General features: G+C 64.9%; 11 protein-coding genes. 6 read left to right on the top strand and 5 right to left on the bottom strand.

Going from position 1 to position 13,247, the window contains the following annotated elements; genetic code table 11:
* Nucleotides 1-12: 12 nt before the first annotated feature.
* Together DU505_RS20245 and nfi are read right to left on the bottom strand one after the other, a co-directional pair.
* Nucleotides 13-573: a DUF1415 domain-containing protein gene (locus DU505_RS20245; RefSeq protein WP_114480775.1), complete on the bottom strand. Its 561-nt coding sequence runs from the start codon at nt 571-573 to the stop codon at nt 13-15.
* 72 nt (nt 574-645) lie between these two features.
* Nucleotides 646-1,323 carry a deoxyribonuclease V gene (nfi, locus tag DU505_RS20240; RefSeq protein ID WP_114480774.1) on the bottom strand — a complete coding sequence of 226 codons (678 nt, stop codon included), beginning with the start codon at nt 1,321-1,323 and terminating at the stop codon, nt 646-648.
* Nucleotides 1,324-1,421: 98 nt separating this feature from the next.
* On the opposite strand from nfi, the gene DU505_RS20235 reads away from it, so the two are divergent.
* Both DU505_RS20235 and DU505_RS20230 read left to right on the top strand, forming a co-directional pair.
* A complete protein-coding gene (locus DU505_RS20235; RefSeq protein WP_114480773.1) occupies nt 1,422-2,726 on the top strand; it encodes an exonuclease SbcCD subunit D in 1,305 nt (434 codons plus the stop codon).
* Nucleotides 2,723-6,025 carry an AAA family ATPase gene (locus DU505_RS20230; protein WP_114480772.1) on the top strand — a complete coding sequence of 1,101 codons (3,303 nt, stop codon included), beginning with the start codon at nt 2,723-2,725 and terminating at the stop codon, nt 6,023-6,025. Before DU505_RS20235 ends, DU505_RS20230 begins: the two co-directional genes overlap by 4 nt.
* A 196-nt stretch (nt 6,026-6,221) precedes the next feature.
* On the opposite strand, the gene DU505_RS20225 is transcribed toward DU505_RS20230, so the two are convergent.
* On the bottom strand, nt 6,222-6,440 hold the full coding sequence (locus tag DU505_RS20225; RefSeq protein WP_114480771.1) for a hypothetical protein: 219 nt from the start codon (nt 6,438-6,440) through the stop codon (nt 6,222-6,224).
* Between the two features lie 240 nt (nt 6,441-6,680).
* Between DU505_RS20225 and DU505_RS20220 the strand changes: the two genes are divergently transcribed.
* Entirely contained in the window at nt 6,681-7,103 is a 423-nt protein-coding gene (locus tag DU505_RS20220) for a phasin family protein (RefSeq protein ID WP_114480770.1), read from the top strand.
* A gap of 162 nt (nt 7,104-7,265) precedes the next feature.
* A complete protein-coding gene (locus DU505_RS20215; RefSeq protein ID WP_181872888.1) occupies nt 7,266-8,150 on the top strand; it encodes an alpha/beta fold hydrolase in 885 nt (294 codons plus the stop codon).
* Nucleotides 8,151-8,343: 193 nt separating this feature from the next.
* Here DU505_RS20215 and DU505_RS20210 read toward each other — a convergent pair whose 3' ends face one another.
* Both DU505_RS20210 and katG read right to left on the bottom strand, forming a co-directional pair.
* Nucleotides 8,344-8,592, bottom strand: coding sequence for a hypothetical protein (locus DU505_RS20210; protein WP_114480768.1), 249 nt, complete (start codon nt 8,590-8,592; stop codon nt 8,344-8,346).
* Between the two features lie 132 nt (nt 8,593-8,724).
* Entirely contained in the window at nt 8,725-10,947 is a 2,223-nt protein-coding gene (katG, locus tag DU505_RS20205; protein WP_181872887.1) for a catalase/peroxidase HPI, read from the bottom strand.
* A gap of 325 nt (nt 10,948-11,272) precedes the next feature.
* On the opposite strand from katG, the gene argE reads away from it, so the two are divergent.
* Nucleotides 11,273-12,430: an acetylornithine deacetylase gene (gene argE, locus DU505_RS20200; protein ID WP_114480767.1), complete on the top strand. Its 1,158-nt coding sequence runs from the start codon at nt 11,273-11,275 to the stop codon at nt 12,428-12,430.
* Nucleotides 12,431-12,488: 58 nt separating this feature from the next.
* Entirely contained in the window at nt 12,489-12,989 is a 501-nt protein-coding gene (locus DU505_RS20195) for a thioredoxin domain-containing protein (RefSeq protein ID WP_181872886.1), read from the top strand.
* Nucleotides 12,990-13,247 lie beyond the last annotated feature (258 nt).

The following is a 13,247-nucleotide window of genomic DNA, read 5'->3' as shown; positions in this document are numbered from 1 at the left end:
TTCAGGTACCGCTCAGGAAGCGTTCTTGTCGCGCAGCTTCGCCAGGTTGGCGGCCAGGTGCCCCGCGCCCAGTCGACGCATCACCTCGATGTTGCGCTCGGGAATGGCCTCGGGGTCGGCATAGTGCGCCAGCACCTGTTCCAGGCTCGCCTCCCGCAACAGGTGCAGCATCGGCCAGGGGGAGCGATTGGTGTAGTTGGCGGGGTCGTCCGGCTCGGCATCCTCAAAACAGTAGTCGGGATGGAAACTGGCCAGTTGGTAGATGCCCTCATAGCCCTGGTCGGCCATCAGTGCTTCGGCGACGGCCAGGAAATCGAGGTAGTCGTCGAAATCTCCCAAGCCATGACGCAGCACCAGCAGGGTGGTCTCGATCGCCGGGGTCTCGTCAAGGCGATGGCACTCTTCGATCAGCGTCAGCAGGGCCGGCTCCCACTCGCTGGCCTCCACTTCCGTATAGCGAATGGTGTCGCGGGCAAGCTCCCGACCGGCGAAGGGGCAGACGTCGTGGGCCACCACGAAGCTCTCGACCCAGGTGCGGGTCGCGGCGAGGACGGGGCTAATCGAAGCGGACATGGCAGGGCTCGGCAGGTGACGGAACCCCATGGTCGAACGCGGCGGCCAGGAATGCAAAGCCCAAGGGGACCCTCAGCGACTTTTCTCGTCACGCCGGGAGGCCAACCGGTCGGCCAGCCGCGTCGGTTCGGGCAGCTTGGTGCGTCCCAGGCAGCGCACCACCCAGTCGAGCGAGGTCGCAAGCGAGAGGCGATGACCGAGTGAGACATAGAGAGGCTTCACCCCCAGGCGAGAGCGCAGCACCGCGCCGATGGTCTCGCCGCGATGACGCAGCGGCGTCCACTCCCCCTTCGCCTCGGGCACCTCGCCGTGGGTGCCGCAGAGCCGCGACTTGGCCACGCCGATGGTCGGCAGGTCGAGCCACAGCCCCAGGTGCGAGGCCACCCCCAGGCGACGCGGATGGGCGATACCCTGGCCGTCGACCATGACCAGCTCGGGCCGGATGGTGAGCAGAGAGAAGGCCGCCAGCGCCGCCGGGATCTCACGGAACGACAGCAGGCCGGGCACATAAGGCATGCGGGTCGGCTCGCGGTGGACCACCTGTTCCACCGGCGCAAGGGTCGGCCAGCTCAGCACCACCACCGCGGCCCGGGTCATCTCCCCACCCTCTTCGAAGCCGATGTCGACCCCGGCGATATGCCGCACGGGGTCGATCCGATCCTGCCGTTCGATATCCCCGGCCAGCCGCTTCTGCAGCGCTATGGCCTCCTCCGGGGGCAGGTTCCAGTCATGCGGCGTTGCGATGGGCATGCTCGACCCTCCTGATTCGTCCTTGTGTCTCGCGTAGACTATCGCTTTCATGTCGCTGGTCAATTTATGCAGTGCATCCATAGCAGGGAAAAGGCTCGATGAAACTGATCCACACCGCCGACTGGCACCTGGGCCAGACCTTCCACGGCCAGGAGCGCCATGTCGAGCATGGTGCCTTCCTCGACTGGCTGCTCCAGACCCTGGAGGCGCGACAGCCCGACGCCCTGCTGATCGCCGGCGATGTGTTCGACGTGGTCAACCCCTCCCTGCGCGCCCAGGAGCAGCTGTACGGCTTCATCGTCGAGGCGCATCGTCGCCTGCCCGGGCTCGACATCGTGATGATCGCCGGCAACCACGACAGCGGCAGCCGCATCGAACTGCCCGGCCCACTGATGCGCCGCCTCAATGCCCATGCCCTCGGCCGGGTGAGCTGGTGCGACGACGGCAGCCTCGACGCCGAGCGCCTGCTGGTGCCACTGACCGACGCCGATGGCGAGACCCGCGCCTGGTGCCTGGCGCTGCCCTTCCTGCGCCCCGCCGAGGTCACCGGCAACCGCCGCGAGAACGCGGCCGACGGCGAACACGAAGGCGGCTACATCGCCGGCATCCAGCGCGTCCATCGGGAACTGATCGACGCCGCCCGCCGGCAGCGCCGGCCCGGGCAGGCACTGGTGGCCATGAGCCACGCCCACCTGCGCGGCGCCCAGATCTCCGAGCACAGCGAGCGACCCATCGTGATCGGCGGAGAGGAATCGATCTCGGCGGCGCTGTTTCCCGACGACATCGCCTACGTGGCACTGGGCCACCTGCACCGTCCGCAGCAGGTCGGCGAGCCGCGCATCCGCTACAGCGGCAGCCCCCTGCCGATGGACTTCAGCGAGGTGAACTATCCACACCAGGTGGTAGAGGTCACCCTCGAGGGCGAGTCACTGGTCGGCAGCGAGTCGATTGCCATTCCCCGAGCGGTGGAACTCCTGCGTGTCGGCCCCGCCCCACTGGAGCAGGTATTGACCGAGCTGGAGGCCCTACCACGCGAGGGCAAGGAAGCGACGCCGGACCAGGAAGTCTCGGCCGGGGCCACCCTTCCCCGCGAACGCTGGCCCTGGCTCGAGGTGCGCGTCGAGCTCGACGCCCCCCGCCCCGACCTGCGCCACCGTATCGAGACGGCGCTGGCCGACTGCCCGGTGCGCCTGCTGCGCATTCACACCCGCTTTCCCGCCGCCACCGGCGCCGGCCATGACCCTCGGGTAACACTGGAGAGCCTGGGCCCTCGCGCCCTGTTCGAACGTGCCTGGCAGGAGAGCTACGGCGCGACGCCGGACGCCGACACCCTGCGCGACTTCGACGCCCTGTGCCAGGAGGTGCTGCATCACGCGTCACCCAGCGAGGAAGGCAACCCATGAAGATCCTTGCCATTCGCCTCGAGAACCTCGCCTCCCTGGCCGGCAACCACGAGCTGGATTTTACCCAGCCACCGCTGGCCGACGCCGGCCTCTTCGCCATCACCGGCCCCACCGGCGCCGGCAAGAGCACCCTGCTCGACGCCCTCTGCCTGGCGCTCTACGGCAACACCCCACGGCTTCGCGGGGCACGCCAGGACCAGGCGCGCCTGCCCGACGTCGGTGACAGCGACGTGACCAGCTTCGACCCGCGCACCCTGCTGCGCCGCGGTGCGGCTGGCGGCTACGCCGAGGTCGATTTCCTCGGCCGGGATGGGCATCGCTACCGGGCACGCTGGGCGGTGCGCCGGGCACGCGACAAGGCCGAAGGCCGCCTGCAGGCAGCGGAGCAATCGCTCACCGACCTCGAGGACGGACGTCTTCTCACCGCCCAGAAGCGGGAGTTCGACCGCCTCCTGCCCGAAGTGCTGGGGCTTACCTTCGAGCAGTTCACCCGTGCCGTGCTGCTGGCCCAGAGCGAGTTTTCCGCCTTCCTCAAGGCCGACGACAATGACCGCAGCGACCTGCTGGAGCGCCTGACCGGCACCACCGAATACTCCGCCATCTCCATGGCCGCCTATCGTCGCGCCAAGGAGGCGAAGGGCGTCGTCGATGCCCTGCAGGCCAGGCTGGCCGACGATCTGCCCGCGGCCCCTGACGTAAGAGCCGAGCTGGAACGCGACTCCGAGACCACCCAGCAAGCCCTCACTCACCTGCAAAGGCAGGAAGAGTCGCTCAAGGCACAGCAGCGCTGGCACAGCGACGATGCCCACCTCAAGGCGGCCCATGTCGAGGGATTGAACCAGCAGCAGGCAGCCGACACCCATTGGCAAGCGTTGGCTGAGCAGCGTGCAGACCACCAGTGGCGCCGCCTGATGGCTCCCCGCCGCCAGGACCTCTCCCGTCAGGCCCGCCTGCCCGGGCTGATCGCCGAGGCCGAGCATGCCCGCGACACCACCCGCCAGGCGCTGGTTCGGGCCCAGCGGGAGGCGCAGGACGCTACCGGCATCCACCGCCAGGCCGCTCTGGCCCTGGAGGCGGCCACCGAAGCGCGCCGCAAGGCCGAACCCGACCTGAGCCAGGCACGTGGACAGCACCACGCCCTGACCCAGCGGCGGCGCGAACTGGCTGAGCTGACTGCCGAATGCGAGCGCGCTCGGGAGCAGGCCGCTCGACACCGCGAGCAGCATCGCCAGGAGCATGAAAGGCAGCAGCACCGACTCGAGCAGCAGCGCCAGTGGCAGGCCACCCTGGCCGAATTGATGGGGAGTCACACCTACCAGCCTGCCGCCCGCCAGGCCATTCAGCAGGCCCACGACAGGGCCGCCAGCCGCCAGCTGGCCCTGGGCGAACTGCAGGGCATCTGGCGCGAGTATCACGAGGCCGAACGGTCTCATCGGCAGCGCGAAAGGCGCCTTGCCGAAGCCCATGAACGCCTGGAGATGCTGACCCGGGAGGGTCAGGCCGCTCGCCAGCGCCTGGAAGAGCGAAAGTCACACCATGACAGCCTGAGCGCCTTTATCGAACGGGCCCGGGCTGCCCGGAGCGACAGCGTGGTGATGCTTCGTGAAGGCCTGCAGGAAGGCGAGCCCTGTCCGGTATGCGGCGGGCGCGACCACCCCTGGCGCCAGCATCCCCCGGCCACCCCCGAGGCGGCCCAACTCGCCGCCCAACAGGCCGCAGAGGAGCGCGAGCTCGATGACACCCGGCAGAACTGCGAGCAGGCACTGAATGCCCACCAGGAGCTGCAGGCGCAGTACAAGGTGGTGCGGGATACCCTGCAACAGAACCAGAATGAGCAGCCGGCAGGCCAGGCGCGTCTTCAAGCGGCTCGCCAGGCACTCGATGCCCACCCGTTGACGGAGGAACTGACCGCCGTGGCGGCGGACGAGCGTGACGCCTGGCTGAGCCGGCAGCGCCAGAACAGCAGCAACGAGCGCAATACTCACCAGGCCACCCTTGAACGGCTCCACCGCGCCGAGGCCGAACTGGCACCGCTGGAGGAGTCGCTGCGCCAGGGTGAGCTCGCGCTGACGCGCCTGACGACCGAGAAGACCAACGCCGAGGCACGGCTGGCCGAGCTGGACGCACGCCTCCCCGCCCTGCAGCGCCAGCATGACGAGACCGCCGCCGCCCTGCGCACCCTGCTCGGCGACTACGCCACGCCGGAGGCCTGGCAACAACAACTCGACCACACCGAGGCCCAGGCCCGTCAGGCCCTGGATGCCGCCTTAAGCCGCCAACATGCTGCTGAGCAAGAGCTGCAACGCCTGACTCAGCGACTCGACCACCAGCAGCAGCAGCTCGGCGCCTTGCAGCAGGAGAGCGACCAGCTCGCCCGCTCACTCGACGAATGGCGCCAGGCGCACCCCGAGCTTGACGACACCACCCTCACCCGCCTCCTGGCCCAGCCTCAGGAGGAAGCCGACCGCGACGAAGCCCGGCTGCAGGCGGCGGACGAGGCCAGCCAGCGCGCCGCCGCCACCCTGGCCGAACGCCGCACCGCCCTGCTTCGCCACCGCCGCGCCCAGGGGCTGGCCGATGACGAAAGCGACGATGAGCTACTGGGCGAAGCGTGCGAAGCGAGAATCGCCAGACGCCGGGAAGCCCTGGCCGCTGAACGGGAAGCCCTTGAGCCCGGACTGCAGGAAGCCCAACGAAGACGGGACGACGCCGTTCACGCCCTGCGCGACGACGACCGCCGCCGGACACGCCAGCAGGCTGGCCAGGCTGAACTGGAAGCGGCGCGCGCCGAGCATCAGCGCTGGGGGCGGATCAGCGAACTGATCGGATCCGCCGACGGCAAGGCCTTCCGCCGCATCGCCCAAGCCTACAACCTGGAACTGCTGCTCGACCACGCCAACGCCCACCTGGCTAACCTCGCCCCACGCTATCGCCTGGCGCGGGGCGGCAGCCCGCTGGGCATGCTGGTCATCGATCATGACATGGGCGACGAGCAACGCTCCGCGCACTCCCTCTCCGGCGGCGAAACCTTCCTCGTCTCCCTGGCGCTGGCCCTGGGCCTGGCCTCGATGGCCTCGGGCAATCTGGTGATCGAGTCGCTGTTCATCGACGAAGGCTTCGGCAGCCTCGACCCGCAGTCGCTGGCACTCGCCATGGACGCCCTCGACGGCCTGCAGGCCCAGGGACGACGCGTCGGCGTGATCTCGCATATCCAGGAGATGCATGAACGCATACCGGTGCAGATCAAGGTGGAGCCGCTGGGGAACGGCGCCAGCCGAGCGAGGCTGGTGTGTGCTTGAAGAGAATAGCTCGGCGCGGGGCTTCGCCGCGCTGCCCTACCGAGGTGCCTGCGTCTCCTGGGTAAGGTACTCGCGCATCCGTGTGGCCCACTGACGGAACTGCCCGGCGCGCCGTGAGTTGACCCGGCAGCCGACTCACTTCCTCCAGCTCCTTGTCCCGATAGACATTTTTTCAAGTGCACCAGGACAATCGTAATCAACTTGGCTTTCTTGTGACCGTGCAGTGGCACACATCACCGTCGATGCTATCAATGCGAACAACAACTGGGCGATCCTCAGCCGGATCTTCGGTAAACAGGAGCCAGCTATTGGAATCGAGCCCCCGGACATATTCCCTGCCCACCTCAGGCACCTGCACCTGATCTGTGCCAATCTTCGTGGTCATGCCCACCTCAAGAAGTCTTATATCTTGCATGGGTTTCTCCTATATCAAAGAAAACAGAACAACACCTGCCAAGGCCGGCTCGGTGCGTCTTCGTGCTGACACCACCATACCTTGAAACCAGCGCGATGAGGGGTCCAGCAGCAAACGCCTTGTAGGGTGGGGCGCCATCCTCGGTCGATGTTGCACTGCACAAAAATTCCTGTTATTGTGCACTGCAGCAGAACGGAAATTTCCCGTTCCATCGCATTCAGAACCCCGGAGGTTCTCATCATGACCAACGCATTCGCATTCGACGCCAAGCAATTTGACACCGCCCAGCTCGAGTCCGTTTTCTTCGCCCCGGCTCGCGCCTTCGCCGCCCTCTCCGTCGACTTCACCGAAAAGCTGATCAATACCCAGCTTGAGGCCACCAAAGCCTATGCCGACATCAACCTGACGCAGCTGCGCAGTCTGACAGAGGTCAAGGACGCCGAAGGCCTGAAGAGCTATCTGGAAGGCCAGCAGCAGGTGGTCCAGGACCTGACTGAGCGCCTGAAGGGCGATGCCGAGAAGGTAGTGACCCTGCAGCAGGAATTCGCTCAGGAAAGCCAGAAGCTGACCGAAAGCAGCGTCGAGCAGGCCAAGGAAAGCGCCAAAGAGACTACCGAGACCGCCACCAAGGCCGTCAAGGAAGCCACTCCCAAGGCCAAGTAAGCCTTTGCCCCCGCCGGGGGCCACGATGACGCCACATCCCAGGCCGCCGATCCATGATCGGCGGCCTGTTTTCGATCGGGGGTAGCAGATCGCAAGTTCCGCGAAACGACGCGGCTGGCTCGGCTATGCTGGATGAGTCAGGTAAAACTCAAGGGAGGCGTCATGAGGGGATTTGCATTGCACGGCATGCGTTACCTGGGCCTGGGCCTGGTGCTGCTGTTGGCGCTTGCCAGCCCGGCGCTGGCAGACGAAGTCAACTGGCCGCGGATGGCCGAGTCGGCGGACGGAGTACCGATTGCCTACGAGGTGCAGGGCAGCGGCGAACCGACGCTCGTCTTCATTCATGGCTGGAGCTGCGACGGGCGGTACTGGCGCGGGCAGCTACCGTACTTTTCGCAGACTCATAGAGTGGTGACGCTCGACCTTGCCGGGCACGGCCACTCTGGACTGGGGCGTGAGTCCTTCACTACGCCGGCCTTCGGGGAGGACGTGAAGGCGGTACTGGACGACCTGGAAGTGGAGCAGGCGATCCTCATCGGACACTCCATGGGCGGGCCGGTCAGCGTGGAAGCGGCACGCCTGATGCCGGAGCGCATCATCGGGATCGTGGGCGTCGACACCTTCCACAATGTGGCCTCGGAGATCAGCCAGGAGCAGCGCGACGGGATGCTGGAACCGCTCCAACAAGACTTTGCACCGGCCGCACGCCAGTTCGTTGCATCGATGTTCATCGAGAGCACCGACCCCATGCTCCGCGACTGGGTCATGCGTGACATGGCGGCCGCTCCGCCGGAGGTGGCCATCAGCGCCATGGAAGATATGCTAGCGCGGCATGCCGATGGTGAAGCGGCACGGCATTTCAGGGAGCTGACGATACCCGTGATGGCTATCAACGCCGACCTGTGGCCGACCGACATCGAAGCCAACCGGCTGCTCCTGCCCGAGTTCGACGCCGTTATCCTGGAAGACACCGACCACTTCCTGCACATGGCCAGGCCGGAGGCTTTCAACCGTGAGCTGGAGCGGATGATCGGCACGCCACCATGACGGTCAATGCCGACAGGGCCTCATCGAGGTGGTTGCCCAGTACGGCGTCGAGCTGCTTCAGCCCGCCGTGGTCGATCCCGTGACAGGGGCTGCTCTACCGGCAGCATTCTACTGGTTCCAAAATGACAAAGGCCGAGTGACACTTCACTCGGCCTTTGTTCTATCTATCGGCCTCCAGGCCCTGACGCTCGCATCATGGCGATGGATGCCTGTCCGGTGGCGCCGCACTTCTATCCGTCAGGCAGTGCTTTGCTACCTGGGCACAGACCCAGAAAATGCCAGCAAGTATGATAAAGAACATGCTGCCTGAAACAATATCCCAGCTGAATGGCTGCTGTTCGATAGCGATCAGGTAGGACAAGCCCGCCACCAGAGCGAAAATCACAACGATGGCCGCTGCCCAACAGAGAAAGTACAAGGCTATTCCGAGCTTATTCAGCATATCCATCTCCCCTAGCTGCTCAAGGATTCACCTTCAGCGTAGCCCATGTCGGTAACTTCCTTGGTGGTTCCTGCTTGCGAAAAAAAGCGCCCCGTTGCCGGGGCGCCTCTGTCACCTGTCGTTCGACCACGATCAAGCCAGGTCGAAGCGGTCCGCGTTCATTACCTTGTCCCATGCCGCCACGAAGTCCTTGACGAATTTCTCCTTGGCATCGTCCTGTGCATAGATCTCAGCAATGGCCCGTAGCTGTGAGTTGGAGCCGAAGATCAGGTCTACCCGCGTTCCGGTCCACTTCAACTCGCCGCTCCTGCGGTCGCGGCCTTCGAACACGTCGGCATCCACTGAGGCGGGCTGCCACTGCGTGTTCATGTCGACCACATTGACGAAGAAGTCGTTGGTGAGCGTACCGGGGCTGCTGGTGAACACGCCGCAACGCGACTTGCCGTAGTTGGCACCCAGCACGCGCATGCCCCCCACCAGCACGGTCATTTCAGGTGCAGAAAGCCCCAGCAACTGGGCCTTATCGACCAGCATCTCCTCGTCGGAGACGGTGAACCGCGCCCGGCGATAGTTACGGAAGCCGTCGGCCTCGGGGCGCAACCATTCGAAGGACTCCGCGTCGGTCTGCTCATCGCTGGCATCGGTGCGCCCCGGCGAGAACGGCACTTCGATAGTGTGGCCGGCATCTTTTGCTGCCTTCTCGATGGCAGCACAGCCGCCCAGCACTATCAGATCGGCCAGCGAGACCCGCTTGCCGGACTGGCTTGCATTGAAGTCGCCCTGAATGCGCTCCAGCGTCTTCAATACCTTGGCCAGCTGCTCGGGCTGGTTGGCCTCCCAATCCTTCTGCGGTGCAAGGCGGATACGCGCGCCGTTGGCCCCACCACGCATGTCGGAACCGCGGAAGGTGGCAGCCGATGACCAGGCGGTGTACACCAGCTCGGCAGCGGAGAGACCGGAGCCAAGAATCTTGCCCTTGAGGCTGGCAATGTCCTGTGCATTGATCAGCTCATGATCGACAGCGGGGACCGGGTCCTGCCAGATCAGATCCTCCGCCGGCACTTCCGGGCCGAGATAGCGTGACTTCGGACCCATGTCGCGGTGGGTCAGCTTGAACCAGGCACGGGCGAAGGCATCGGCGAACTCTTCCGGATTCTTGTGGAAGTGCTCGGAGATCTTGCGGTACTCCGGGTCTTCGCGCATGGCCATGTCCGCGGTGGACATCATGATCGGCACGCGCCGGGAGGCATCTTCGGCATCCGGTGCCATGTCCTTCTCGGCCAGGCCCTTCGGCTGCCACTGCTGAGCACCGGCCGGGCTCCTGGTCAGTTCCCACTCATAGCCGAACAGCACGTCGAAATAGCTCATGTCCCACTTGGTGGGTGTCGGCGTCCAGGCTCCCTCAAGGCCACTGGTAATGGCATCGCGGCCCTTGCCGCTCTTGTAGCTGTTCTTCCAGCCGAAGCCCATCTCCTCGATCGGTGCGGCTTCCGGTTCGGCCCCCACATTGGCCGGATCACCGGCGCCGTGGGTCTTGCCGAAGGTGTGGCCACCGGCGGTCAGGGCTACCGTCTCATAGTCGTTCATGGCCATGCGCGCGAAGGTATCGCGAATGTCCCTGGCCGACGCCAGCGGATCCGGGTTGCCATCCGGGCCTTCCGGATTCACATAGATCAGGCCCATCTGCACTGCGGCCAGCGGGTTTTCGAGATCCCGTTCACCACTGTAACGACTGTTGGCCTTGTCACTCGTGGCGAGCCACTCCTCCTCGGCCCCCCAGTAGATGTCCTCTTCCGGCTGATAGATGTCCTCGCGACCACCGGCGAAGCCAAAGGTCTTGAAGCCCATGGATTCCAGGGCGACATTCCCCGTGAGGATATAGAGGTCGGCCCAGGAGAGCTTGTTACCGTACTTCTGCTTGATCGGCCACAGCAGGCGACGCGCCTTGTCCAGGTTGCCGTTGTCGGGCCAGCTGTTGATTGGCGCAAAACGCTGCGAGCCGGTGCCGGCACCGCCCCGGCCGTCCCCCACACGGTACGTTCCTGCGCTATGCCACGCCATGCGGATGAAGAAGGGACCATAGTGCCCGTAGTCGGCCGGCCACCACTCCTGGGAGTCGGTCATCAGGGCCTCGAGGTCTTTTTTCACCGCGGCCAGATCGAGCTGCTCGAAGGCGACGCCATAGTTGAAATCCACGCCCAATGGATTGGATTTCGGGGAGTGCTGATGAAGGATGTTCAGGTTCAGCTGGTTGGGCCACCAGTCATGTGTCGATTTTCCCGTGTCCCCCTGACTGGTACGCGACCCATGCATGACAGGGCACTTGCCCCCGGTGCTGCCTAATTTCTGATCCATATCGCTCTCCACGTAACACTGCTGCTTTAATGGCTACAGCCTCGATGTAAAACCATCGCTCCATGACGGTCAGCGAGGCGGGTTCTTTGCCTTTCCTTAATGTAGGAATAGGTATAACAGCTTTGCCGGCCAGTACGGGATTTGATTTTCGACAACCGCTCAATAGCTATTTTCAATGGCAGACTTACAATTCAATAGTTTATTGGAATGAATTTCCTGGAGTCGCTCGGGATATGAAAACGATCGACACATGCCCCACACCGTATGCCTGCCCACTTATCGCGAGCGTGGTACGCTAACGGCAACACAAGGACAGGAGAGCATCATGACAGCGGCTGAACTGCTCGAACGCTTGGTGGGCTTTGCCACCGTTTCGCGGGATTCCAATCTCGAGCTGATCCGCTTCGTTGAAGAGTATCTGACGCAACACGATGTCGAGCACTGGCGGATCGCCAACGATGACGGCAGCAAGGCCAACCTGCTGGCGCGCCTCGGTCCGGCGGTGGAAGGCGGTGTGGTGTTGTCGGGACATACCGACGTGGTGCCGGTGGACGGTCAACCGTGGTCTACCGACCCGTTCCAACTCGTCGACAAGGGTGATGGTCGCCTCTATGGACGCGGCACCTGCGACATGAAGGGTTTCATCGCCTGTGCCTTGGCGGAGGTGCCGAACTGGGTACGGCAGGACCTCGCGACGCCGATCTACCTGGCCTTCTCCTATGACGAGGAGGTCGGCTGCATCGGCGCACCGCGCATGATCGAACGGCTGATGGCCGATCACCCCCGCCCCACGGCGGTGATCGTCGGCGAGCCGACCTTGATGCAGCCAGTGGTGGCCCACAAGGGCGCCACCAACCTGCGCACCACGGTGACCGGCCGCGCCTCGCACTCCAGCCAAGTCGACCAGGGCGTCTCGGCGATCCATGTGGCCGCACGGCTGGTCACCAGGATCCAGGACGTGATGACCGAACTGCGCGCCGAGGGGCGCATCGACGAGGCCTTCAACGTCGCCCACTCCAGCCTGCACGTGGGCAAGATCGCCGGCGGCACCGCCATCAACATCATGGCCCGCGAATGTACCTTCGAGTGGGAAATTCGCCACCTGCCCCAGGACCGCTTCGAAGACCTGATCGGCCGCGTGAACGCCTACGCCGCCGAGCTCGAGGCCGAAATGCAGGCCAGGGCTGCCGAGACAAGCATCGTCACCGAGGCGCTCAACGTCACGGTGCCGGCGCTGGCCGACGACAACAACGCCGAGGTACTCGCCCTGTGCCGCGAACTCCTCGGCGAGCGGCCCAGCGGCGCGGTGGCCTACGCCACCGAGGCCGGTCAGTTCCAGCGCGTGGGGCTGCCCACCGTGATCTGCGGTCCCGGCAGCATCGCCCAGGCCCACCAGCCCGACGAGTACATCGAGAGCGAACAGCTTGCGGCAGGGAGCGAGTTCATGCGGGCCCTGGGCAAGCGTTTAGCGGCTCGGACCTGAGCGTTCCCGCGACGTAGAGACGGATTGCGAACCTCCTTTCTTTCAAGAGGTACCCCGCATGGCGAAGAGCAGGAGCAAGCGTCAAAAGCCGACAGCCTCCGCACGCAAGCCCCATGCCCGCGCCCCACGGCGGTTCAGCCCCCGCCGCCTGGTGCGCGGCCTCCTGATCGCCCTGGCGATCCTCGCCGTACCGGTGACCTGGCTGATCCTCGAGGAGCGCCAGGCACGCGCGCTAGCCGACCTGAGCGTGATCGGCAACGGCGAGCCGGTGGCGGTGCAGGTCTTCGACCATGGCTGCCCCGACTGTCGCCGGCTGCGCGACAACGCCAAGCAGGCGCTGGCCAATATCGAACAACCACCGGCCTGGCGCGAGGTGAACATCAACACGTCACAGGGAAGGCGATTCGCCGGTGAGCAAATGGTCGACCATGTCACCATCGTACTGTTCGACGGACGGGGGGAGCGCACCGACGTGATACGGGGAGTTGCCAGTGTCAGCGAGCTGGAGACCGCCTTTAGTGACCTGGGCAGGAACGCAAGAGCTCGCCGGGAACGCTAGGCTCTGTCCGAAAACTGGCTGCGCTCGGCCATACGGCGTTAAAAATCGGCTCAAAGTACTCATTTACACCACGTAAACTCCGCCTTTTCCCCGATTTTTGCCTTGTCTGGCCTTCGCTCGCCGACTTTTCAGACAAGGCCTTGTGTCTCTCCGGGCTTGTTGATTAGCTACCAGCAGGCCTTGGCATCAGGGTGAGCATCCACAAAGCCTGAGGCGCTACAGCCTGGGACCTAGATTATGCCCCCTGATGCCCACTAT

Origin of the sequence: Billgrantia montanilacus, assembly GCF_003336675.1 — a bacterium.
Lineage (GTDB): Bacteria > Pseudomonadota > Gammaproteobacteria > Pseudomonadales > Halomonadaceae > Halomonas > Halomonas montanilacus.
This window is presented reverse-complemented; position numbering and strand designations above follow the sequence as displayed.

What these genes read in the sequence shown, in the direction of transcription:
- DU505_RS20235 (WP_114480773.1), top strand. Translation starts at nt 1,422, where the DNA reads ATGAAACTGATCCACACCGCCGACTGGCACCTGGGCCAGACCTTCCAC.
- argE (WP_114480767.1), top strand. Translation starts at nt 11,273, where the DNA reads ATGACAGCGGCTGAACTGCTCGAACGCTTGGTGGGCTTTGCCACCGTT.
- nfi (WP_114480774.1), bottom strand. Translation starts at nt 1,323, where the DNA reads ATGCCCATCGCAACGCCGCATGACTGGAACCTGCCCCCGGAGGAGGCC.
- DU505_RS20210 (WP_114480768.1), bottom strand. Translation starts at nt 8,592, where the DNA reads ATGCTGAATAAGCTCGGAATAGCCTTGTACTTTCTCTGTTGGGCAGCG.
- DU505_RS20245 (WP_114480775.1), bottom strand. Translation starts at nt 573, where the DNA reads ATGTCCGCTTCGATTAGCCCCGTCCTCGCCGCGACCCGCACCTGGGTC.
- DU505_RS20225 (WP_114480771.1), bottom strand. Translation starts at nt 6,440, where the DNA reads ATGCAAGATATAAGACTTCTTGAGGTGGGCATGACCACGAAGATTGGC.
- DU505_RS20195 (WP_181872886.1), top strand. Translation starts at nt 12,489, where the DNA reads ATGGCGAAGAGCAGGAGCAAGCGTCAAAAGCCGACAGCCTCCGCACGC.
- katG (WP_181872887.1), bottom strand. Translation starts at nt 10,947, where the DNA reads ATGGATCAGAAATTAGGCAGCACCGGGGGCAAGTGCCCTGTCATGCAT.
- DU505_RS20220 (WP_114480770.1), top strand. Translation starts at nt 6,681, where the DNA reads ATGACCAACGCATTCGCATTCGACGCCAAGCAATTTGACACCGCCCAG.
- DU505_RS20215 (WP_181872888.1), top strand. Translation starts at nt 7,266, where the DNA reads ATGAGGGGATTTGCATTGCACGGCATGCGTTACCTGGGCCTGGGCCTG.
- DU505_RS20230 (WP_114480772.1), top strand. Translation starts at nt 2,723, where the DNA reads ATGAAGATCCTTGCCATTCGCCTCGAGAACCTCGCCTCCCTGGCCGGC.